This is a genomic window from Orrella sp. JC864, from assembly GCF_037026685.1.
In the GTDB taxonomy this organism is placed as follows: Bacteria; Pseudomonadota; Gammaproteobacteria; order Burkholderiales; family Burkholderiaceae_B; genus Orrella.
The window spans coordinates 1-20,459 of sequence record NZ_JBANET010000004.1 but is presented as its reverse complement, the minus strand read 5'-3'; the positions used below and the strand labels follow the sequence as shown (position 1 = coordinate 20,459).

Annotated in this window: 18 protein-coding genes; 1 reads left to right on the top strand and 17 read right to left on the bottom strand. The window is 69.3% G+C overall.

Features of this window, described 5'->3' with window-relative positions:
* Window positions 1-202 precede the first annotated feature (202 nt).
* From V8Z80_RS05005 to V8Z80_RS04945, 13 genes are all read right to left on the bottom strand, one after another.
* Window positions 203-1,189, bottom strand: coding sequence for a FecR domain-containing protein (locus V8Z80_RS05005; protein WP_155194166.1), 987 nt, complete (start codon window positions 1,187-1,189; stop codon window positions 203-205).
* A complete protein-coding gene (locus V8Z80_RS05000; RefSeq protein WP_155194164.1) occupies window positions 1,182-1,721 on the bottom strand; it encodes an RNA polymerase sigma factor in 540 nt (179 codons plus the stop codon). Before V8Z80_RS05000 ends, V8Z80_RS05005 begins: the two co-directional genes overlap by 8 nt.
* Entirely contained in the window at window positions 1,718-2,374 is a 657-nt protein-coding gene (locus V8Z80_RS04995; protein WP_155194163.1) for a secretin and TonB N-terminal domain-containing protein, read from the bottom strand. Before V8Z80_RS04995 ends, V8Z80_RS05000 begins: the two co-directional genes overlap by 4 nt.
* 211 nt (window positions 2,375-2,585) lie before the next feature.
* The gene (locus V8Z80_RS04990) at window positions 2,586-3,083 is read right to left on the bottom strand and encodes an RES family NAD+ phosphorylase (protein ID WP_336061227.1); all 498 of its coding nucleotides are present in this window, start codon (window positions 3,081-3,083) and stop codon (window positions 2,586-2,588) included.
* Entirely contained in the window at window positions 3,080-3,544 is a 465-nt protein-coding gene (locus V8Z80_RS04985; protein ID WP_336061226.1) for an MbcA/ParS/Xre antitoxin family protein, read from the bottom strand. Before V8Z80_RS04985 ends, V8Z80_RS04990 begins: the two co-directional genes overlap by 4 nt.
* Window positions 3,519-4,505: a peptidylprolyl isomerase gene (locus tag V8Z80_RS04980; RefSeq protein ID WP_336061224.1), complete on the bottom strand. Its 987-nt coding sequence runs from the start codon at window positions 4,503-4,505 to the stop codon at window positions 3,519-3,521. The genes V8Z80_RS04985 and V8Z80_RS04980 overlap by 26 nt, the downstream gene beginning before the upstream one ends.
* A gap of 44 nt (window positions 4,506-4,549) precedes the next feature.
* On the bottom strand, window positions 4,550-5,092 hold the full coding sequence (locus V8Z80_RS04975) for a YbjN domain-containing protein (RefSeq protein WP_336061223.1): 543 nt from the start codon (window positions 5,090-5,092) through the stop codon (window positions 4,550-4,552).
* Between the two features lie 70 nt (window positions 5,093-5,162).
* On the bottom strand, window positions 5,163-5,906 hold the full coding sequence (locus V8Z80_RS04970) for a DNA repair protein (RefSeq protein WP_336061221.1): 744 nt from the start codon (window positions 5,904-5,906) through the stop codon (window positions 5,163-5,165).
* A 4-nt stretch (window positions 5,907-5,910) separates the two neighbouring features.
* Window positions 5,911-7,653, bottom strand: a complete 1,743-nt coding sequence (locus V8Z80_RS04965) for a putative porin (RefSeq protein WP_336061219.1) — start codon at window positions 7,651-7,653, stop codon at window positions 5,911-5,913.
* A 35-nt stretch (window positions 7,654-7,688) separates the two neighbouring features.
* Window positions 7,689-8,459: a TonB family protein gene (locus tag V8Z80_RS04960; protein WP_155194159.1), complete on the bottom strand. Its 771-nt coding sequence runs from the start codon at window positions 8,457-8,459 to the stop codon at window positions 7,689-7,691.
* Between the two features lie 22 nt (window positions 8,460-8,481).
* A complete protein-coding gene (locus V8Z80_RS04955; RefSeq protein ID WP_336061217.1) occupies window positions 8,482-8,895 on the bottom strand; it encodes an ExbD/TolR family protein in 414 nt (137 codons plus the stop codon).
* Between the two features lie 12 nt (window positions 8,896-8,907).
* Window positions 8,908-10,827, bottom strand: coding sequence for a DUF2341 domain-containing protein (locus tag V8Z80_RS04950; RefSeq protein ID WP_336061215.1), 1,920 nt, complete (start codon window positions 10,825-10,827; stop codon window positions 8,908-8,910).
* Between the two features lie 36 nt (window positions 10,828-10,863).
* Window positions 10,864-12,480, bottom strand: a complete 1,617-nt coding sequence (locus V8Z80_RS04945; protein WP_336061214.1) for a ShlB/FhaC/HecB family hemolysin secretion/activation protein — start codon at window positions 12,478-12,480, stop codon at window positions 10,864-10,866.
* Window positions 12,481-12,786: 306 nt separating this feature from the next.
* Between V8Z80_RS04945 and V8Z80_RS04940 the strand changes: the two genes are divergently transcribed.
* Complete coding sequence (locus V8Z80_RS04940; RefSeq protein ID WP_155194153.1) at window positions 12,787-13,167, top strand: hypothetical protein; 381 nt, start codon at window positions 12,787-12,789, stop codon at window positions 13,165-13,167.
* Window positions 13,168-13,237: 70 nt separating this feature from the next.
* Here the strand turns inward: V8Z80_RS04940 and V8Z80_RS04935 are convergent, their stop codons facing one another.
* The 4 genes from V8Z80_RS04935 to V8Z80_RS04920 all read right to left on the bottom strand — a co-directional run bounded on the left by V8Z80_RS04935 (window position 13,238) and on the right by V8Z80_RS04920 (window position 20,199).
* Window positions 13,238-13,726 (bottom strand): YbaB/EbfC family DNA-binding protein, encoded by a 489-nt coding sequence (locus tag V8Z80_RS04935; protein WP_336061213.1) that lies wholly within the window; start codon window positions 13,724-13,726, stop codon window positions 13,238-13,240.
* A 26-nt stretch (window positions 13,727-13,752) separates the two neighbouring features.
* Window positions 13,753-14,505, bottom strand: a complete 753-nt coding sequence (locus tag V8Z80_RS04930; RefSeq protein ID WP_336061212.1) for a S1 family peptidase — start codon at window positions 14,503-14,505, stop codon at window positions 13,753-13,755.
* 160 nt (window positions 14,506-14,665) lie between these two features.
* A complete protein-coding gene (locus V8Z80_RS04925; RefSeq protein ID WP_336061211.1) occupies window positions 14,666-18,853 on the bottom strand; it encodes a bifunctional nitrate reductase/sulfite reductase flavoprotein subunit alpha in 4,188 nt (1,395 codons plus the stop codon).
* A gap of 11 nt (window positions 18,854-18,864) precedes the next feature.
* Window positions 18,865-20,199, bottom strand: a complete 1,335-nt coding sequence (locus tag V8Z80_RS04920; protein ID WP_336061209.1) for an MFS transporter — start codon at window positions 20,197-20,199, stop codon at window positions 18,865-18,867.
* Window positions 20,200-20,459: the final 260 nt, after the last annotated feature.

Here is a 20,459-nt window from a genome sequence, read left to right as displayed (position 1 = left end):
GAATGGGCGCGTAGACATTGCAATCGGATCCTGTATGGCTGGCAGGCGTGCCCCGCGCGACCCGGATCGGTCCTGCGCAGAAAACGCCCCTCGTTTCCGATTAGTCGTTTGAGCCTGGAAAGCTGCAACAGCCAGGCGCATGAATTTTTTTTGACAGCCGAAGGACCCTAGCGGACCGGGGCAAGGCAAGCCGCAGCCGGTCTTAGCTCAGGAACACAAAATCGCCGACCCGATGCACCGTGATCCGGTGGATGGCTTGCAGCTGATCAATGATGCCGTCCAACTCGGCAATCTCGACGCTGGCGCTGAAACGCCGGCCGGCCAAGGCGGAATTGAGCAGCACCACCCGCCCGGGCCGATAGCGGTTGATTTCCTCCACCGCCTGGTCCAAGGGCAGATCATGAAATACCACCATGCCCTGGCGCCAATCGGCAGCATCGGCGGCAAACGGCTCGGCGACGCCCAGGCTGCCCCGCTCATAGCGCATTTCATGGCCGGCAGCCAGCCTGGCCTGCCCGCCCGGATGGCTCAGCTCGGCGGCACCCTCGCGGCATCGCACGCGCACCCGTCCGGCCGCCAGCCTGCGTACCTCGACATCGGCGCCCACCATGTGTATCCGCAGGTCACCGGCCAGTACCTGGCATTGGCCTTGCGGCACCGAGACCGCCGCCTCGCCGGCCAGCAATTCGATGTCTTCGCGCCCGCCATCACGCCGCAAGGCGATGCGGGTCTGGGTGTTGAGCGAGACCGTGACGCGGCCGGCAAGCGCGATCTGGCGTTGCTCGCCCACCGCCGTGCGATAGTCGGCCCGCCATGCCGACCAGGCTGGCCACAGGCCCAGCGGCGGATGCACCAATGCGACCACGCCCGCCGCCGCGCCGCCTACGGACAAGGCCGCCCCCAGGAACCGCCGGCGGCTGGACCGGACGGAGGCTGCGGTGCCGGCACCGGGCGCCGGCAGCATGGCCGGATATTCGGCCTCGAAGGTGCGGGCCACGGACTCCATCTTGCGCCACGCAATGCTGGCTTGCCGCCAAGCGGCTTCATGGGCGGCGCCCTGCGCGCGCCAGCGGCGGAAAGCTTCGACGTCCTGGCGCGTCGCCTGTCCCGACCCCAGGATGCTGGCCCAATCATGCGCCTGATCGAGAAGCCTGCGGTCAGGCCTGGCCATGCCGGATGTGCTAGGCATGCTTGCCGGCCTCCCCACCCTCTTCGAGATCCTCCAGCGCGCGTGCGCAGTGCCGATGAGCCGCCTGGATCTCACGGCCCACCAAGGTAACGGAAATGCCCCAGCGCCGCGCCAGCTCGCTGCGCGGCGTGCCATGCACCCGCGAGTCCACCAACAGGGCTCGCTGGCGCGGCGGCAGTTGCGCCAGCACAGTCATCATCCTGTCCATCTCGCGCCGGTTCTGCACCATGCGCGCCGGGTCGGCGCACTCATCGGGCAAATCGAACAGTTCGTTGATTTCCTCGCCGCTGACCAGGCGCACATCGCTGCGCAGCTGGTCGATGGCTGCATGCACCGCCGTATTGACCAGATAGGTTTGCGGATGGCGCACCGTGTCCAGATCGTCCCGTCCGGCCAGGCGCACGTAGGCCTCGTGCAAAGCATCGGCCGCCATGTCGCCCGAGGCGCCCAGGCGACGCGCGACCTGATTGCGCAGCGCATCGTAGCGTTCGACAAGCAGTGCGCTCAACCGTGCCAGGCCGCCGCCGCTCATGGACAGCCTCCGTGACGGCGTACGGTTTCGGGCGTCACCACCATGACCGCCGGTTCGGCGGCTCCCGATGGCAGACGCCCCACGGGCAGGCCCGCCAGCGCCGCGTAAGCGCCGGCTTCCAATTGCGGCCGCCCGGCAACGCGGACCTGCAAGGGGCCGATACGCCCGTCGCGGTCCACCCAGACACGCAGAGCCATGCGGTGCGCGCCCAGTTCAAGGCCGGGCCGGGCACACAGCGCGTGCGCGATACGCGCGCGCAACACCGCGTCGAACTGCTGCAACGCTGCGGGTTCGGGCGGCTTCTTGGTCATGCGGGCAACCGCCGGCTCGGCAGTGAGCACGATGGTTCGCTGCGACGTGAAGCGGGCCGCCAGCGCCGTATCGGCCAGCAGCTCCGCCAGCGCGGCCGGTGCGGTGTAAACACCTTGCACAGGACGGGAATGCTTGCCCGCCACCAAGGTCGTCTCGTAAAACACCGATAGGCGCGTCTGGCGGCTGTACTGCTGCAAGGCCTGGTGCAAGGGCTGGCTGGGCAAGGCAAACGTATGAGGCGGGTCGGCCCGGCCCGGCGCGGCGGGCGCGGCCAGATGCACGCGCTCGAGACCTCCCTGCGCCGCCCAGAGGGGCCAGGTCGCACTCAGAAGCGCCGCCATCAACCAAACCGCCGCACGCACGAGCCAATGCCACCATGCGGCAGATAGGGAACCTGGAAAGCATCCATGCGCGGCCGCCGAAAAGGACGAGAGCCAGCGACGGGTGCCACTGGCGGGAGACGGACGCCATTGTAGGAAGGAATAGTGAAATCTAGATGAATACGGTATGACAGCCCGTCACGCCAGCCGCTTGCGATGCGCCCTCTATCTTTCAGGCCCGGTCCACCACCGGCGGCTTGGCCAGCCAGTCGCGCTGCTCGTCGAACATGCCCGCCAGCGCATCCGTATGCGGGCTGAACGGGGCCTGGCTGCTGGAGATGACCTTGCAGCGGGCCAGGTCCGGGTGGCTGCAATTGAGCAAGTACTGCGGCGCGCCGGACAAACCCGGCACCTCCAGCAGCAGCGATGCGCCCGAGTCGAACCAGTTCTGGCCGAATTCGCGCGAGACGGCGATGTCGGACCGCCAGTTGCCGGGCGCGGCACGCCGCAGCACGCCGCGCCTGGGCACCTTCACCTCCAGCAGCTGGTAGCCGCGCGGCAGCCGGCGCGGGTGCTCGGCCTCGGCCAGTGCCAGGCGTGCGCAGATCGCCGCCAGCGGCGTGGCATCCAGCAAGACGACGTTGGCCCCCGCGCACACCCAGCGTCCGCCCGGATGAGCGCCGCCAGCCAGGCTGCTGCCGTTGCTCAGTCGCCACAAGGTCATCATCATGGCCCGTTGCCTTCGTCGATGTCCACCAGCCAGCGCTCGATGGCGCCGGCTTCGCGCGCCCCATGCATCTGCAGGGCGGGCGGATGGCCGTGCAAGCGCGCCTTGGGCTCGCTGAGCCAGTCGCAGGCCAGCGTCATGTCGCCAAACACCATCTCGGCCAGCCATACCATGCGCAGCAAGCGGTACAGCGCGGCCGCCTCTTCGCGCTTGGGCATCACGCCGGTCTTGGCGCCTTGCTGCGCATAGTCGCGCCGCAGCTCCGGCACCAGGCTGTCGAGCGCGCACTGGTAGGGCAGCGTCTGGCGCAGGCAGTGCAGCAGCACCGGCGCCGCCTCGGCCGAGCGCGGGACACGCGCGCGGCCCAAGGTATCGCGCACCCGGGCGTTCAAGGCCTCGCGCACATTGCGCTCGGGCGCCGCCACGGCCTGCAGTACGCTACTTGACCGCCTCGAAGGCCGCATTGACTGCCTTGCCGTCGATACTGACTGTACCTGCATTGACCAGTCCCTCCAGATAAGCGCGGGCGGCCTGCTCCTGCCGCTGGGCGCGCAAGGCGTTGCGCAACTGCACCTGCACTTCGGTCAAGGGCGCGGTACGCGCTTCGCGCACGTCCACCAGCTTCAGGATGTGAAAGCCGGCGGGCAGCTGCACCGGGTCGCTCACCTGGCCGACCTTCATGCCCTGCACGATGCCGCGCAGCTCGGGCACCAGCTGGGGCAGCGGCACGAAGCCGTTGTCGCCCCCGCGTGCAGCCGAGGCGGCATCTTGCGAATGCTCCTTGGCCAGGGCGGCAAAATCCGCCTTGGGCGCATTGGCGCGCCTGGCAAGATCGGCGGCCTGCTTGCGCGCCTGCGCCACCGCCTCGGCATCGCCATACGGCGCCGCCAGGAAGATCTGGCTGATGCGGTAGCTCGCAGGCTGAACGAAACGGTCCTTGTTCTGTTCGTAGGCCGCCTGCAACTCGGCCTCGGAGGGATAGCTGTCGGGCGGCTCGCTGACCGAGTCCAGGTAGCTGCGCAGCAGCACTTGCTCCTGCGCCGCCTCGAGCGCCCGGCGGACCGCCTCGCGTTCGTTCCAGCCCTGGGCCCGGGCCTCGGCCACCAGCGCCTTCTCGGCCAGCCGGGCTCGGATGATGCGATCCAGTTCGCTGCGGTCGGCCTGCAACTGCTCGCGCTGCGCCGGCGGCAAGGCGCGCAGCAGGTTCTCGATCTCGCTGCGCGGCACGCTGACGGCGCCCAGCGTCGCCAGCGGCGGATCCTGGGTGGCTGCCGAGGGCTGGGCCGTGGCCGGCGCCGCGGCGGCGGGCGCCTTGGCAGGAACCTCGGTCTGGGCCTGGCTGCCCTTGTCGCAGGCGGCCGCCGCCAGCATGACCGCCAGGGCTCCCAGGGTGCGCAGCGTGCGCGGCATGGCTTTGTCGGTCACTTCGTATGACTCCTGATGATGTCGCACCGTTGCGGCCGGCCCTATCAGGCCTTGCCGGCCTCGGCGGCCGCCACTTCGGTCTCGCCGGCCGTGGCGCCGGTCTCGGTCGCCGCGTCATCGGCCGCCGCAGCATCGCCCTCGGCAGCCTGTCCGGCCTGCTGCGCCGCCTGGGCGGCGTACTGGCGCAGGAACAGGACGAACTCCTGCAGCAGACGGTCCCACAGCTCGGTCGTGGCGCGCAGGTAGTTTTCGCTGACGCCGCCGGCCAGGATCACGTCCATCTCCAGGACCAGGAACACGCCCTGCTGGGTCAGCCGGGCAAAGCGCTTGGCGACGTTCCAGTTCTCGACCAGCCCGGCGGGCAGTTCGCCCTGCACGCGCAGCGCGCAGCTGAGCGTGTAGTCGACGAACTCGCCCTGCTGCTGGGCGGGGTTGCCCATGCGCACCGCAAAGCCGATGCCCTGGGTGGCGCTGAGCAGCTGCACCAGGCCGTTCTGCTCGGACAAGGTGACTCGGTAGCCTACGCTTTGCAGCAGTTCCTGCAGGCGGGCGGGACCAATGGATTGAATCAGCGTGGTTTCGGTCATGTCGTTTCCGTAAGGGTCGGGCGCCGCCGGCGCCGCCCCGGATGGAGCGGCTTGCCGGCAGGCGCGCAGGTCATTGCTGTGCCGCTTGCGAGCCGGTTTGCGGCGTCATGCGCGGGTCGTATTTGCCGTCATAGAGCTTGTCGCCGTAGGCCTGCGCCTTCTCATCGAACATCACGCGGGCCTTCTGCGAAAAAGGCTGGCGCAGGGCGATCAGGTCGGCGGTGCTGAACGACTCGTAGGCGGCCAGCACTTCCTTGCCGGCGGCATACAGCTCCTCGTTCTTGGCCATGCAGGTCTGCAGCTGCTCGTCGCGCTCCTTGAGCGAGGCGCCCAGCTGCACGCGCTCGGCTTCGCGCGCGCGCGCCATGGCCAGCAGTTCGTCGTAGGCGTCCTTGAACTTGCCCAGCTGCGTATGGGCGGCGGCGATCTGCGAATTGGCGCTGGCCAGCACGGCATCCTGCTGCTGGGCAAGCTGCTCGGCCTGCCCTTGGGCCTTGCCCAGCTGCGCGCGCAGCTGCTCGAGCTCTTTCTGGGCCGCATCGCGCTGCGCCTCGGCGGCGGCGCGCGCGGCGTTGGTCTGCGCCTGCTCGCTCTGCAATTGCTGCAGCTGCTGCGTCGTGGCGCGCAGCTGCGTGCGCAAGCGCTCTTCCATGCTTTGGCCATGCGCCGGATGCGTCGCCAGCAAGGCGGCCATGGCCGCGGCCGTGGCCTTGAGCGCCCAGGCCGCCTGGCGCAGCGCGGGCTGGCGCCAGGCGGGTCCGGAACACTTGGACGCCGGACGCAGGCCGGTAGGCTGAGATTTTCGCGTCATCATGATGTCAGAACCGTGCGTTGACTTCGAACTGCAGGACGTCGATCGACAGCGGCGCGCCGTAGATCTCCTTCGAGCTGCTCCAGCGCAGCTGCGCGAAGATGTTCTTGTCGATCGCGTAGCCGCCGCCCAGGTAGTAGCCCTGCGCGTTGGTGCCGCCCAGATGGAAGGTGGAGTCGTTGTAGGCGTCGGGCATGGCGTCCGGCTGGATGTACTTGTAGCCCACGAAGGCCATCCAGTCGCCCTTGTCGCGCAAGCCGAAGCCGTTGCCCAGCGTGGCCTGCAGCATCCAGGCATTGGCGCCGCTCTTGACGCCCGTGGCGACCGGATTGTTCGGATCCGTGCTGTCGAACTCCACGTTCGTCGCGACGTTATCCAGGCCGCCGGCGCGGTTGACCATCTTGCGGTTGTTGTAGGCCAGGTTGCGCACGTAGTTGCCCGCCAGGCGCAGGCCCATGCCGTTGAACACGCGGGTATCCCAGCGCAGGTTCACGTCCAGCAGGTTGAACTTGGAAGCCAGGCCAACGTAGTGCCATTCGTTCCAGTTGTCCATGTCGGGCGAGTTATGGACGATATCGCGCAGCAGGAACAAGGTATTGCCCTTCTGCATGAACGAGGGACGCGACCAGTCGGTGCTGCAGACGTCGCCGCTGGACAACAGCACGCAGGGCGAGGAGCGCTGGCCCGTGATGTTGTCGAAATGGTAGTAGGCCAGCGCGCCGCGCAGCGAATTGTCGTTGTCGATCTTCCAGTCGGCGCCGATCTGTGCGCCGAACAGCCACTTGTTCTCGCTCTTGCCTTCTTCCTGGTAATAGGTGCCTTCGTTGTTCGAGTAATCCAGCACGAAGGCGCCGACGTTGGCGAACAGGTTCACCGGGCGGCCGGGCAAGGGTCGCTGGAAGGCCGCCGAGATGCCGTCGAAGTTCAGGTCGCCCGAGTACAGCAGGTCGGTGGACTCGAAGGGATTGGCCGCGCGGCCGGCCGTGGCGCTGGCCCAGTCGGCGGCGCGCCAGGTGACGTAGGCCTGGTCCAGCCAGATGTCCTTCTTGCCCATGCTGTTGCCCAGCGTGTCGGAAGTGGACACCGGGCTGTCATCGCTGCCCGTGGCCAGGCGCACGCCGGCCAGCCAGTTGTCGGTTATCTGCGCCTTGATGCCGAGCCGGGCGCGGATGCGCCACAAGTTGCGACGATCCTCTCGCGTGTTCAGGTACGGAATGTCGTTGGGGTATTGCTGGTTGCCGGCCAGCGTCATGATCGGCCCGCGGTCGTTCCAGCGGTTGAAATTGATGATCTCGTTGCTATTGCCGCTGTCGAACAGGCGCGACTCGTTGCGCACGCGCACGTCGCCCTCGACCGTGATGCGCGACACCCACGAGGGGAAGGTATTGGGCTGGGCCCAGTTCTCGGCCTTGGCCTGCGCCATGACTTCCTGCTTGACCTCGTCGCGGATCTCGGCGCGTACCGTGGCGGGGATGTACGGCACCCGCACGTCGCCGGGCTGCGCCAGCGATGCGCCGGCGCCCGCGCCGGCGGCAGCCGCGCCGCCACGGGCCTGCGCGGCCTCGGCCTCGGCCTGGCGCACCAGCGCGTCGGCCTGCTCCTGCTTGAGCACACCCTGCTGCACCAGCAGGCGGATCAGGTTGATGGTGGCATTGTCCGACGGCGCCGGCGTCTGCGCGCCAGCCGGGCCCGTTGCAAGCACCATGGCGACGGCCAGGGCGCTGGCCAGTCGGGTCGGTTGCAGTTTCATTATCGTGAACTCCGGTAAGGATATCGGTCGGGTATCTAGGTGGGCCGGCGGCCCGTAAGGGACGCCCGGATGGGCATGGCCACGGAAGCAGGCGGGCGTTCATCCACGGCGGGCACCGCGCGCAGCGCCGCGATGACCTTGGCGTCGACCTCGGGATCGCCGCTGGAGCGTTCCAGCTCCACGCGCGAGATCTGTCCCGATGTCGTCAGCCAGATCCGCACCTGCATGCGGAAAGCCAGGTTGCGGGTCTCTTCGTTCTCGCGCAGGATCTTGCCGAGCACGTAGGACATGTACTGGCCATAGGTGGCGTTGCCGACCCGACCGCCGCCCGAGCCCGCCATGCCGCCGCCGCTGCCTGCACCGATGTTGAAGGCGTCGGTGCCGGCCTGGGCCTCGCCGTCGATCTGCATCGGGTTGGCCAGGTCGTCCGCGGGCGAAGGCGGGGCCTCGTCCTGCGGGGTGGGCTCCTCGACGGGCGTGGGCTCGGGCTCGGGTTCGGGCTCGACGACCTCCTCTTCCTTGGGAGGCTCGGGCTCGGGCGGCTTCTCGGGCTCGGGGGGCGGCGGAGGCGGAGGCGGCAGCGGAATGATGGCCGCCACCTGCGGCGCGTCACGCTTGACCCCGGCCATATCGTTGGCCCATTGCCAGAGGAAGTAGCCGGCCACGGCGAGCACGGCCGCGCCGGCCACCGGCTTGGCGAAACGCAGGGGCGAAGGCTTGTCCGCCTTCTTCTCCTCGAGCAGATCGGCAAGCGACGAACGCGAAGGATCGTGCTGCTTGGGCGGTTCGGGTTTGTTCGACGACATAGCGGAATCGTTGTTTGCCTACTCAGGTCGCCCTGCCGGTCACCAGACCGACCTGCGACAGTTCCAGACGGCGCAGCAGATCCAGAACCTCGACCACTTTCTGGTACTGCACGACGGCGTCGCCGCGCACGATGACCGGGAAATCCGGGTTCAGCGCCTTCTCGGTGCGCAGCCGGTCCTCCAGCTCGGGCAAGGTGACCGGATACGCGTCCAGGAAGACCTGGCCGGCCTCGTTGATCGAGATGGCCTTGGTCTTGGGCTGCGACAGCGACACCGTCGAGCTGGCCTTGGGCAGGTTCACCTGGATGCCGGCGACCTGGGCGGTCGCCGTCAGGATGAACATGACCAGCACGACCATGAGCACATCGACCAGGGGCGTGATGTTGATGCCGTCGACGGCGCCGTCGTCGTCATCCAGGTTGGATACGGATGCCATGGCGGTTGCTCCTTAGACGGCGGGCGCGGGCGTGGCGGCCGGCGGCAGGGTGTCGCCCGCCACGGCCTGGGCCGTGTGCGCCTTGTGCGCGGCTTCCTGGTAATCGGATTCGCCGTGGACTTCGGCCAGGCGGGCGATGAACTCGTCCATGAAGACGCGCATGTCGGCGTTGATTTCCTTGTTGCGGCCGACCAGGCGGTTGTAGCCAAACAGCGCCGGGATGGCGACGAACAGGCCGGCGGCGGTCGCCAGCAGCGCGGCGGCCATGCCGGGCGCGATCGCGTTGATGTTCACGTCGCCGGCCATGGCCGTACCCAGGAACACCACCATGATGCCCAGCACCGTGCCCAGCAGGCCGATGTAGGGGCCGCCCGCGATGGCGTTGGACAGCGAGCCCATGCGCGCACCCAGCAGTTGCTGCTCCTTGGTGCGCACGGCGTCCATGGACACGCGGATGGATTCGATGGTGGCCGACGAGATGGTGCGCACGTCGGCGCCCTGCTCGCGGCGCACGCGCAGCTCGTTGACCGCGACCTCGTACAGGCGCCACAGCGAGGAATCCTTGAGCTGGGCGGCCACGCGGCTGTCGTCGGCAAGCATCTCCAGGCGCTGGCCCACCTTGGCGAAGACGGTGCGGAAATCGGCGTTGGCCTTCTCGATGCGGCGGGCGCGGCGGTTCTTGGTGATCATGATGTGCCAGGACTGGATCATCATCACGAACAGCACGGCCAGCACCACCCAGGCATCGAAAGGCACGGCGTTGAGCAGGAAGCCCAGGCCGCCGAAGCCGAAGCCCGACTGCTCCTCGTCGGCACCGTACGCGATCAGGCGCGACTCGGCGCCTTGCGCGGTGGCGTCGGCCAGGATGAGCGCGGCGGGGCGCGCGACCTTGGACAGGCGGATCTCGTCGATGGCGCCGATGAAGGGCGTATAGGGGCTGGCCGGGGCGGCCGGCGCGGCCTCGGGGTTGGCCTCGGCCTGGCCCTCGGCGGGCGTGGCGGCTGCCGGCGCTGCCGGCGCGGCGCCCGGCACGTCGCCGCCGATGGCGGCCACGGTGCTCAAGGGCGGCAGGCTGGCAGCCAGGGTGGCGGCTGCGCGGCCGTTCACGTAGAGGACGATCTGCGAACCGTCGGCCGTCACGGCCAGGTGCTGCCACGCTGCGGGCGACAAGGGCTGGCCGGGCGCCGAGCGCTGGCCGTTGACCTCGACAAAGGGCACGCCGCTGGCCAGGCCGATCAGCAGCGAATTGCCGGCATCGCGGCGGGCATAGACCAGTTGCTCGCCGGCCGGCTGGTCGGCGCGCACCCAGGCGCTGAAGGTGAACGCGCCCGCGGCCGGGATGGCCAGCGAGGGCGAGGACGGCAGCATCAGCGGCGCGCCGCCGGTAAATTGCGCGGCACGGCCGATCACGCCATCGACCACGCCGGCGACCGGCGTCTGGGCATGGTTGCTGTAGCCGGTGCTGTCGCGCGGGGGCGCCTCGGCGGCGCCATTGAAGTGATAGACCAGCGTGTAGTCGGGATCGAAGGTCAGTTGGCCGTTGGCGGTGGACGGGGCGGCCTCGTTGCCGTAGTACATCCAGATGTCCTGGCGCTGGGCGCCGGCCACCTCGGGCACGTCGACCCAGATCACGGCCATGCCCAGCAGCGGGTCGAAGCTTTCGATCTGGTGATTGAGCACGGTGCGGTCATCGGCGGCCACGAAGCGCACGTCGGCGCCGTTGTCGGCCACGCCGTCGAACACAAAATTGCCGGTGTGCAGGCGCACCAGCAGGGGCACGCGGCCGATGTGGTCGTTGATGCCCGCGCCAGCCTGCGTGGTGTCGACCGAGATCTGCTTGCGGTATTTCCAATCGGCCTGCCACCAGGCATGGGCGGCGGCCGGCAAGGCGCTGACCACGAGGGTCAGCAGTAGCGTGAATAGGCGTTGCATGATTGTCGTACTCCGAAATCCGTCATCCGAGAGGGGTTAAAAGCTGGCGCGAAGGTTGAAGTTCAGGCGCGGGTCGTGGCGCTTGGTGTTGGGACCTTCCTTGAGCGGATAGCCCCAGTCCAGGCTGCCCGAGAGCCACTGCAGGACCTGCATGCGCGTGCCCAGGCCCACGCTGGCAAGGTCGAAGCTGGCATCCTGCTCGGGCAGGGGATCGCGCAGGCGCAAGGTGGCCCATTCCGCGAAGGTGTAGAAGCGCCATTCGTTCACGTGCGGGCCCAGCCAGCGCGCCAGCGAAGGCGTGCGCAATTCGATCGAGGCGAGCAGGCCGTCGTCGGCCGAGCGTTCGGCGGCCAGGTAGCCGCGAATGCTGCTGGCGCCGCCGGCCGAGAACTGCTCGTTGGACACCAGCGCGCCCGAGGCGATCTGGAAGCCCGAACGCCCGAAGACCTGCCAATCGCGCGGCAGCGTCTGCAAATGCGTGGCGTCGCCCTTGAGCACGGCGAAGCTGGGGCTGGCGCGGTAGCGCTTGTCGTCGAACTCCTCGGAGCTGCTGCCGATGTCGAAGAAGCTGCGCGAGGCGGCCGTGACGGTCAGGCCCAGGGAGCTTTGCGCGCTTTCGGTATAGCGATAGCCGTTGTAGCCCAGCGAGAACGGCACATACTTGAGCGGCACGTCATCGCTGTCGCCGCCGAACTGCACCGACTCGTCGAAGTCCTTGTAGTCCAGGCCGAAGGTGAAGGAGTTGTACCAGGGGCCCTGCGCCGGCAGCGTATAGGTCACGCTGGCGCCGATGGAGTGGCCCTTGCCCAGCACGTTGGTGCCCCCCACCGTGGCCACGTCGCTGTCGGACTTGTAGCCCGAGAACTGCAGGCTCCAGCGGTCGGACAGGGGCAGCGTGTACGAGGCCGACCACACCTTGGCGTTGTCGGTCTCCTGCGGCGCGGTAAAGAATGTGAGCGAGAAGGCGTGGCCGCGCTGCCAGAGGTTGTCGTAGCCGAGGGTGCCGGTGGCGCGCAGGCGCTTGGTGTCGGCGCTGTAGTCGTTGTTCAGGCCGATGCTGGCCGTCCAGGGATTCTTGTCCTCGACGCGCAGGTCCACGTCCATCGTGCCGGGAATCTTGCCCTCGCGCACGATGGGCATGACCTGGCGGCTGGCGGTCTGGTTCAGGCCGGCCAGCTCCGCCTGCGCCTGGTTGAAGTCGGGCACCTTGCCCTCTTGCAGGGCCGGCACCTCGTCGCGGATGGCCAGCGGTGAATAGTACTGGGCCCCTACCACGCGCACCCGGCCCACCTTGGTCTCGGACACCTGCAGGATCACCACGCCGCCGGTGACCTGCTGCTCGGGCAGGTCGACATAGACCGACTGGTAGCCGCGCTCGTGATAGACGGCCTGCAGCGCATCGCGCGCGCCTTCGATGTCGCTCAGGCTGCGGTCCGGCCCCAGGAAGGGGTAGACGGCGTTTTCGATGGCCACCGCATCCAGCACGGTGTTGCCGCGGACGATGTATTCGTTGACGTTGACCCGGCGGGCATCGGCCTCGGGCGCCTGCCCTGCGTCCTGCGCCTGCGCCCCGCCGTGCAGGCCCAACGCCAGGATCGCCACTGCCGCCGCGCTTGCGCAGGATCGCAGGCCTGCTTTCTCAATCTGCTGCATAGGGATGCACCCAGTCCTCAATGTGAAATCCGATGCCTCGTTCGCATCTGCCTGTTACTAGACGTTTGGAAACGCGGCCAGCTACACGAAGTCATAAAAAATTCATAAAAGTCCTGGGGCACCAGGGGGCGGGGAGAAAGCCGCCCCGCGAGCCGACTTTGCGCGTCACGCCCCTGCGAGGCTAGCGGCCGAAGATGACAAAGCCGCTCAAGGCGAGCCGGCGTGAGGGCTTAAGGACACGGACCGGTCATATAAATGGCGGGAGCGCGCACTACACTGGCAGCTTCACCCGGCATGGAGACACCGATGCGACTGACCTTGTCGCTGGGCATCGCCCAGCTGTGCGCCGCGCTTTCGGCTGCGCACGCCGCGCAGGCCGCGCCGGCGCCGCCCCCGCCATCCGGGGGCAAACCCGTGCCCTCGTGCGTGGACGTGGAGGTCGACGGCTACCGTTCGGTTTCCTACGATTGCCTGGGCCAGCAGATGGCGCCGGCGGTGCCGCCGAACCGGCCCAACCCGGCGATGTCCTCGCAGGACATCACCCGCCGCGCGCCCAACCAGGCCGGCCTGGCCACGCCGGCCACCACCGCCAACCGCATGGGCGGCAATTTCGGCAACTCCGCCTTCGCGCAGCGCCCGCCGCCACCGGCCAGCAGCCGGCCCAGCGCACCGCTGCCGCCGCGCTAGCCTTGCGTCACGAGCTGCCGCCGGGCAAGCGGTTTGGGCGGCGCTTCCTTAGCACCGCCCAAGCCGCTCGCTAGGTGGCGACATCCAGCCTCAGCCGCAGCACCATGGGCTGGCGCATGTCGCGGGGCGGCGGCTCGGACAAGGGCCGCGCGCTCAACACGCCGCGCAGGTCGGCATCGGCCTGGACATCGCCCAGGGTGTTGAACTCCACCCGCTCGACCTGCCCGCTGGCGGCAACCCATACCCGCACCACCACCGGCTCGGGCAGGCCCGCCCGGTTCTCTTCCAGCATGCGCTGCTGCAGGCGCTCGTGCAGGCGCACCACCGCGGGGTCTTCGGGATCGCTCAACCAGGCCTGGAACTGGTTGCTGGCAAGCTGCGCATAGCTGATCCAATGCTGCGGCACCGCGGCCTGGGCCGCCTGCGCCGGAGCCGGCGGCGAAGCCGCCAGCCCCAGGCCCAGCAGCCCGGCCAATGCGCCGCGCAGGCGGCGCCACCAGCCGGCGCGGCGTTGTGCTCGAAGAAAGGGCCCGTTGCCGGGAGCGGAAGAAGGGTTCATTGTTTGTGCACCTGGTCCAAGCGGATTCATCCGCAAATGATTCCCACGGAAAGGGTGGCCGCCCGCGGCGCCTGCGCCTGCAAGGGCCCGAGCTGCGGCAGGTCGCTTTCGCTGAAGTCCACCTCCTGGGCGCGCAGGAAAGCCTTGATGCGTTCGGCCGGCACCGCCTTGACCCGCGTGGCGGTGGAGGCCCCCGCGGACCGCGCGCGGCTCAGCGCCACGCGTCCGGACGGGTTGCCGTCCAAGGCCACCCGCTCGACGACCACGCCCAGCAGCAAGCCCGCGCTGCCCAGCACGGGCGTGCCGCTGGCGCCCGGCTGCACCGGGGAAAGCAGCGACAGTTCGTCCCGGCCGGGCAGGATCATGGCGTTAAAGACGGTGCTGGCGCGCTGGGGCATGGTCTGCAGGACGCTGTAGGCTTCGGCGAACACGGGCTGGCTGGCATTGCCCGCTGCCGCGCGCACGAAAGTGGCGCTCAGGTAGGGCTTGAGCGTGGTGCCCAGCACCGCCAGGTCCAGCGCCTCGTCCTGGGCCTTGACGACCGCGCGCGAGACGCCGGCGTCCTTGATGACGAACAGCGATTCGCAATCGCGCACGGCATGCCGGGCGGTGAGCACATCGCCCGCGGCATTCAGGAATACGCCGCTGGCCTGTGCCTGCAGCGCGCTGGCGGCCACGATCGACGGCGCCGCGCAAGCCGTGCCTGCCCAGCCGAGGGCCAGGCAGGCCGCCAGGGCGATCCGGCGAGGCAGGCTGCTTTGAGAAGGAACGCAAGGCATGGCGGACGCGCTGCGAGGGAAATTTGCCGAGCGTAGCGCGGCGCCATGTCCCGGATGTGACGGTTTCCTGCGCGTAAGGTCGACAACGTCTCGACCAGCATCATCACCCGCGCCCTGGCGCAGGCCCGGCCAGGCCGAAGGCGTGCGGTACCGGCCGGCGTCAATAGACGTCGCGCAGGTAGCGGCGCTGCCTGCCCAGTTCCGCGACGTAGGCCTGCGCCTGCTCGCGGCCGAGCCCGCCATGCACGGCGGCCACGTCCGTCAGCGCGGCCTCCACGTCCTTGGCCATGCGGGCGGCATCGCCGCAAACATAGAAGCAGGCGCCCTCCTGCAGCCAGGCCCACAGCTCGGCGCCCTGCTCGCGCATGCGGTCCTGCACGTAGACCTTGTGCGCCTGGTCGCGCGAGAAGGCCAGGTCCAGCCGGGTAAGCACGCCTTCACCCTGCAAGGCCTGCAGCTCTTGCTGGTAATAAAAGCCGCTGGCCGCGTGCTGTTCGCCGAAGAACAGCCAGTTGCGCCCGCGCGCGCCGCGCGCGCGCCTGTCGTGCAGAAAGGCCCGGAACGGCGCGATGCCCGTGCCAGGCCCGACCATGATCATGGCCGTATCGTCGGCCGCGGGCCGAAAGTGGGCGGACCGCTGCACGTAGGCCGCCACGCCGTCCTGCGCACGGTCGGCCAGGAAGGTCGAAGCCACGCCCTTGCGGGCATGCCGGCCGTGCCGGTAGCGTACCGGCGAGACGGTCAGGTGGATCTGTCCCGGATGGGCCGCCGGACTGGAGGCAATGGAATACAGCCTGGGCTGCAAGCGCTTGAGCGCCCCCACCAGTTCGCTGGGCGACAGGGCGGCCGGATGCTCGTGCAGCACGTCGGCCAGCTGCCTGCCCCACAGCCATTGCCGCAGTTCGGCGCGGCGCGTATCGGCCAGCAGGCCGCGCAGCGCCGTATCGCCGCTGCGCGCCGCGATGGCGGCCAGGGTATCGGGATGGGGCCGGGTAATGTCCAGGTGGCGCGCCAGCGCCTCTTGCAGCGGCATTTCGCCCAGTCCTTCGAGCTTGACCGGCGTATCGCCGCGCAGGCGCAGCAGGCCCAGCAGTTCGCCGACCAGTTCCGGGCAGTTGCGCGGCCAGATGCCCAGCGCATCGCCAGGCTCGTAGACCAGCGCGTCGCCGTCCTGGCGCAGCGCGATATGGCGCGTGTCCTTGACCGCGCCGGGACCGCTGAGCCGCCGGTTCTCGGACAGCGCCGTGCCGGCGGGACGGGCCTTGGTGGCCAGCAGGCCGGGCGCTGCCGCTGCGCCCGCCGCCTCGTGGCGCCGTGCGTCCTCGCGTTTGATGGCGGTGATGGCCTGGCCCAGCCAGCTGTCGGCGGCGCTCTGGTAGTCGGCATCGCAATCGACCCGCTCGGCCAGGCGCGTGGCGCCCAGCTCGGCCAGCCGCGCATCGAGCCGGCGGCCGTGGCCGCAGAAATCCTCGTAGTTGCGGTCGCCGAAGGCCAGCACCGCAAAGCACACCTCCCGCAAGCGCGGCGCATCGGCCGCGGCCAGGGCGCGCCAGAACGACTGGCCGTTGTCGGGCGGCTCGCCGTCGCCGAAGGTGCTGCTCATGCATAGCACGTACTGGGCGCGCACCAGGGCTTGCGGATCGGTGTCGGCCATGCAGGCCACGCGGATCTCGAAGCCCGACTCCATCAGCTGGGTCGCATAGCGCTCGGTCAGCGACTCGACGTTGCCGGTCTGCGACGCCCATAGCAGCAGGACCTTGGGCCGCGCGCGCACGATGCGCACCGCCGCGCCGTCCTGCGGCGCCTGCGAAGGCTCGGTGGCCTGCGGCGGCGCCGCGCGGCTGAACAGCCCCGCCAGCATGCCGTCCAGCCACAGCCGCGCCTGCTCGCCGACCGGCGCGTGCGCGGGCAGCACCGGCACGCCGCCCGTGCCCCGGCCTGCCCCTTCCAGAAAGCCGGCCAGGTACAGGCGCTCGGCCGGCGCCAACGCCGGCGCGGGCAACCCGGCCAGCCCCAGGCGCCGCGCGCAGGCTTGCAGCGCCGCCGCCGCTTCCCCTGCCGCCGCTTCCCCTGCCGCCGTTTCCCCTGCCGTTTCCCTTGCCGTCTCCCCTGCCGCCGCTTGGCCGCCAGCGTCCGGCTGCGCGGCAACGGGCTCGAGCGCCACGGCGCAGAACTTCAGTTCGGGCTGCAGCGAGACCGGGTCCACCGCGTCCTGGGTCACGGCATTGATGCACAAGCCCTCGCCGTGCACGTCGTTCCAGTGCATGGGCGCAAAGCAGGTGCCCGGCTGCACGCGGTCGCTGATGGCGGCGGGCAGCACCGCCGCGCCACGCCGGGAACGGATGCGCACCACTTCGCCAGCGGCGATCCGCATCGCCGCCGCGTCCTGCGGATGGATCTGCACGAAGGGCCCGGGATCGAGCTTGTTGAGCATGGCCACCTTGCCGGTCTTGGTCATGGTGTGCCACTGGTGCTGCAGCCTGCCGGTATTGAGCACCATCGGGAACGCCTCGTCCGGCAGTTCGGCCGCTTCGGCGTGCGCACGGGCGTAAAAGCGCGCCCGCCCGCTGGGCGTGGCAAAGACCGGGCCGGCGCCGCGGACCGGCTCGCCATCGCGCTTGCCGAAGGCGTCCCCGCCAGGCAGATAGCGGATGGGATGGCGCTGCGCGGCCTGGCCCGGCGGGCAAGGCCACTGCACCGGCGCTTCGCGCAAGGCCACGTAGCTGGCGCCGCGCAGGTCGTAGCCCGTCGCCGGGTTGGCAAAGCCCTTTATCTCCTCGAATACCTCCTGGGCGCTGGCATGGCCGAAGGCCGGTCCATAACCCAGCTCGCGGGCGACTTCGGCGATGATCTGCCAATCGGGCATGGCCTGGCCCGGCGGCGCGACGGCCTGCTGCATCAGCGTCACGCTGCGCTCGGAATTGACCATCACGCCCTCGCCTTCGGCCCACAAGGCGCCGGGCAGCAACACGTCGGCATGACGGCCGGTTTCGGTATCCAGGAAAGCGTCCTGCACGATGACCAGCTCGGCACGATCCAGTCCGGCGAGCACCTGCGCGCGATTGGGGACGCTGGCCACCGGATTGGTGCAGATGATCCAGCAAGCCTTGATCTGGCCGCGCGCCATGCGGGCATAAAGGTCTATCGTTCCATCCCCGCCGTCAGCCCGCAGCGTGCCGGCCGGCAGCCCCCAGGCAGCCTCCACGAAGGCGCGGTCCTGCGGATCCAGCGCACTGCGCTGTCCCGGCAGCCCCGTTCCCATATAGCCCATCTCGCGCCCGCCCATCGCGTTGGGCTGGCCCGTGAGCGAAAACGGTCCGCTGCCCGGCCGGCAGATCTGCCCGGTCGCCAGATGCAGGTTGCACAAGGCATTGGTGCTCCAGGTGCCATGCGTGCTTTGGTTCAGGCCCATGGTCCAGCAGCTCATCCAGGCCCGCGAAGCGCCTATCCAGCTGGCCGCCTGGCGGATGTCCTGCTCGCGCAGGCCCGTGATCGCCGCCACGCGCGCCGGATCGTAGTCGGCCAGGAAGTCGGGCATCTGCTCCCAGCCTTCGGTATGCGCGCCGATGAAATCAGCGTCGATGTCACCCTGTGCATGCAGCAGGTGCAGCAGGCCGTTGAGCAGCGCCAGGTCCGTGCCCGGCCGGATCGGCAGGTACAGGCCGGCCTTGTCCGCCGTGGCCGTGCGGCGCGGGTCCACCACGATCAGGCGCGCGCCCGCCTTGACGCGGTCCATCATGCGCAGGAACAGGATGGGATGGCAATCGGCCATGTTCGAGCCGATCACCAGGAACAGGTCGGCGTGGTCGAAGTCCTCGTACGAGCCCGGCGGCCCGTCCGCCCCCAACGAAAGCTTGTAGCCACTTGCGGCGCTGGCCATGCACAGGCGCGAATTCGATTCCAGGTAGGGCGTGCGCACATAGCCCTTGGCCAGCTTGGTGGCCAGGTACTGCGCCTCCAGCGACATCTGGCCCGACACATAGAACGCCACGGCCTGCGGGCCGTGGCGCTCGATCACCTCGCGCAGCCGCCGCGCGGCGTGCGCGATCGCCTCGCGCATGGGCACGGGCGCGGCATCGCGATGACGCTCTTCGCGCACGTAGGCGCTGGCCAGCCGTCCCGTGCTGCGCAAGGGCACGTGCGCCGACAGCCCCTTGGTGCACAGCCGGCCGAAATTGCTGGGATGCTCGGGATCGCCCGATATCTTGACCACGCGTGCGTCCTGCACGTGCAGCACCATGCCGCATCCCACCCCGCAATAGGGACAGGCGCTCTTGACGCTCGTGGCGCCTGCCTGGCGGCCTTCGCCTTGCGCGGCCGGCTGTGCGCTGGACAAGGCAGTCTTCATGCCGGCCCTCCTCAGGACGCGCTGCCACTGGCGGCCAGCGCCTGCTCGCGCAATTGCGCCTCGCGCTGGCGATGCTCGGCGCTAAAGCGCACCGCCAGCGCGCACAGCGCCGAGACCGTCACCAGCACGCCCAGCATCAACAGCGTCTGGCGCATATCGCCGACACCTTTCATCAGAAAACCCGCCGCCACCGCGCCGACGTTGCCGCCGGCCCCGACGATGCCCGCCACGCCGCCCAATGCCTTGCGGTCGATGAAAGGCACCAGCGCATAGGTGGCTCCGCAAGCCATGTGGGTGAACAGCCCGAACAGCACCATGGCCACCACCGCGACCGCCACGCTGCCGGCCTGCGCGAACCAGATCAAGCCCAGGCCTTCGGCGGCGATCAGCACGCACAGCAGCAAGGCGCGCACCTGCAGCCCGCCGCGGGCCGCCAGCCGGTCGGACAGCCAGCCGCCCAGGGCGCGGGCAAACAGCGCCAGCAAACCAAAAATGCCCGCTGCCAGGCCCGCCTCGCGCAGCGACAGCTCGAAATGCTGCACGTAATAAAGCGCCGCGATGTTGTGCATGAACACTTCGACCCCGAAGCATGCGGCATAGGTCACGAACAGCATCCACACCCGGTAGTTGCGGCAGGCGGCCACGAAGCTGCGCCAGCTGGCTCCCTTGCCCGCCTTGCCGGCCTGCGGCTCGCCGGCCCTGGCGCGCACGGCGGCCAGGTCGCCCTCGGGGGTATCCTGGGTATAGCGCCAATACAGCACCGACATCGCCAGCAGCAGCACCCCGGGCACCACCAGCGTGGCGCGCCAGGCCATCGATTCGCCCATGCCCAGCATCATGCCGGCGGCCAGCAGCAGCGGCACCAAGGCCTGCGCCGCGCCAGCCCCGGCATTGCCCCAGCCGGCGGTGGTGGCGTTGGCCGTGCCCACGACGTTGGGGGCGAACATCACCGAGGTGTGATATTGCGTGATGACGAAGCTCGCGCCGATCGCGCCGATGCCCAGCCGGCACAGCAGGAAGCTCAGGTAATCGTTGGCGAAGGCCGCCGCGAACACCGGCACCGAGCCCAGCGCCATCAGCACCGAATACACGCGCCGCGGACCGTACCGGTCGCACAGCGGCCCCACCACCAGGCGAACCAGGATGGTCACCGCGACCGCGGCAATGTTGATGTTGGCCACCTGCCCGGCGGTAAGCCCGAACTCCTTGACGATCACCGGCATCAGCGGCGCGCAGGCGAACCAGGCGAAAAAACAGATGAAGAACGCCAGCCAGGTCAGGTGAAAGGCGCGCATTGGCGCGCCATCCAGGCTGAACAGCTGGATGCGGGTGGCTTGCTTGGACATGTGCTTTCCCCAACATAAAAAACGGCGCCCTGCCCTCGCGGTCGAATGACCACGGAGGCAGGGCGCCGTTGCCCGGCGGGCCTAGGCCCGCGATATTCGGTTGTAGGCGGGCAGCAGCCCGCATCGGGGATATAGCAATCGCCGTGCCATGACGGCGGCGCACCCGCCGCCTGGCCGGCGCGCCGCAAGTAGCCAAGGGTGTACCGGCCCGCGGACCAGACTGGCGGGGGGGGGGGGGGGGGGGGGGGGGCCGGCGGGCG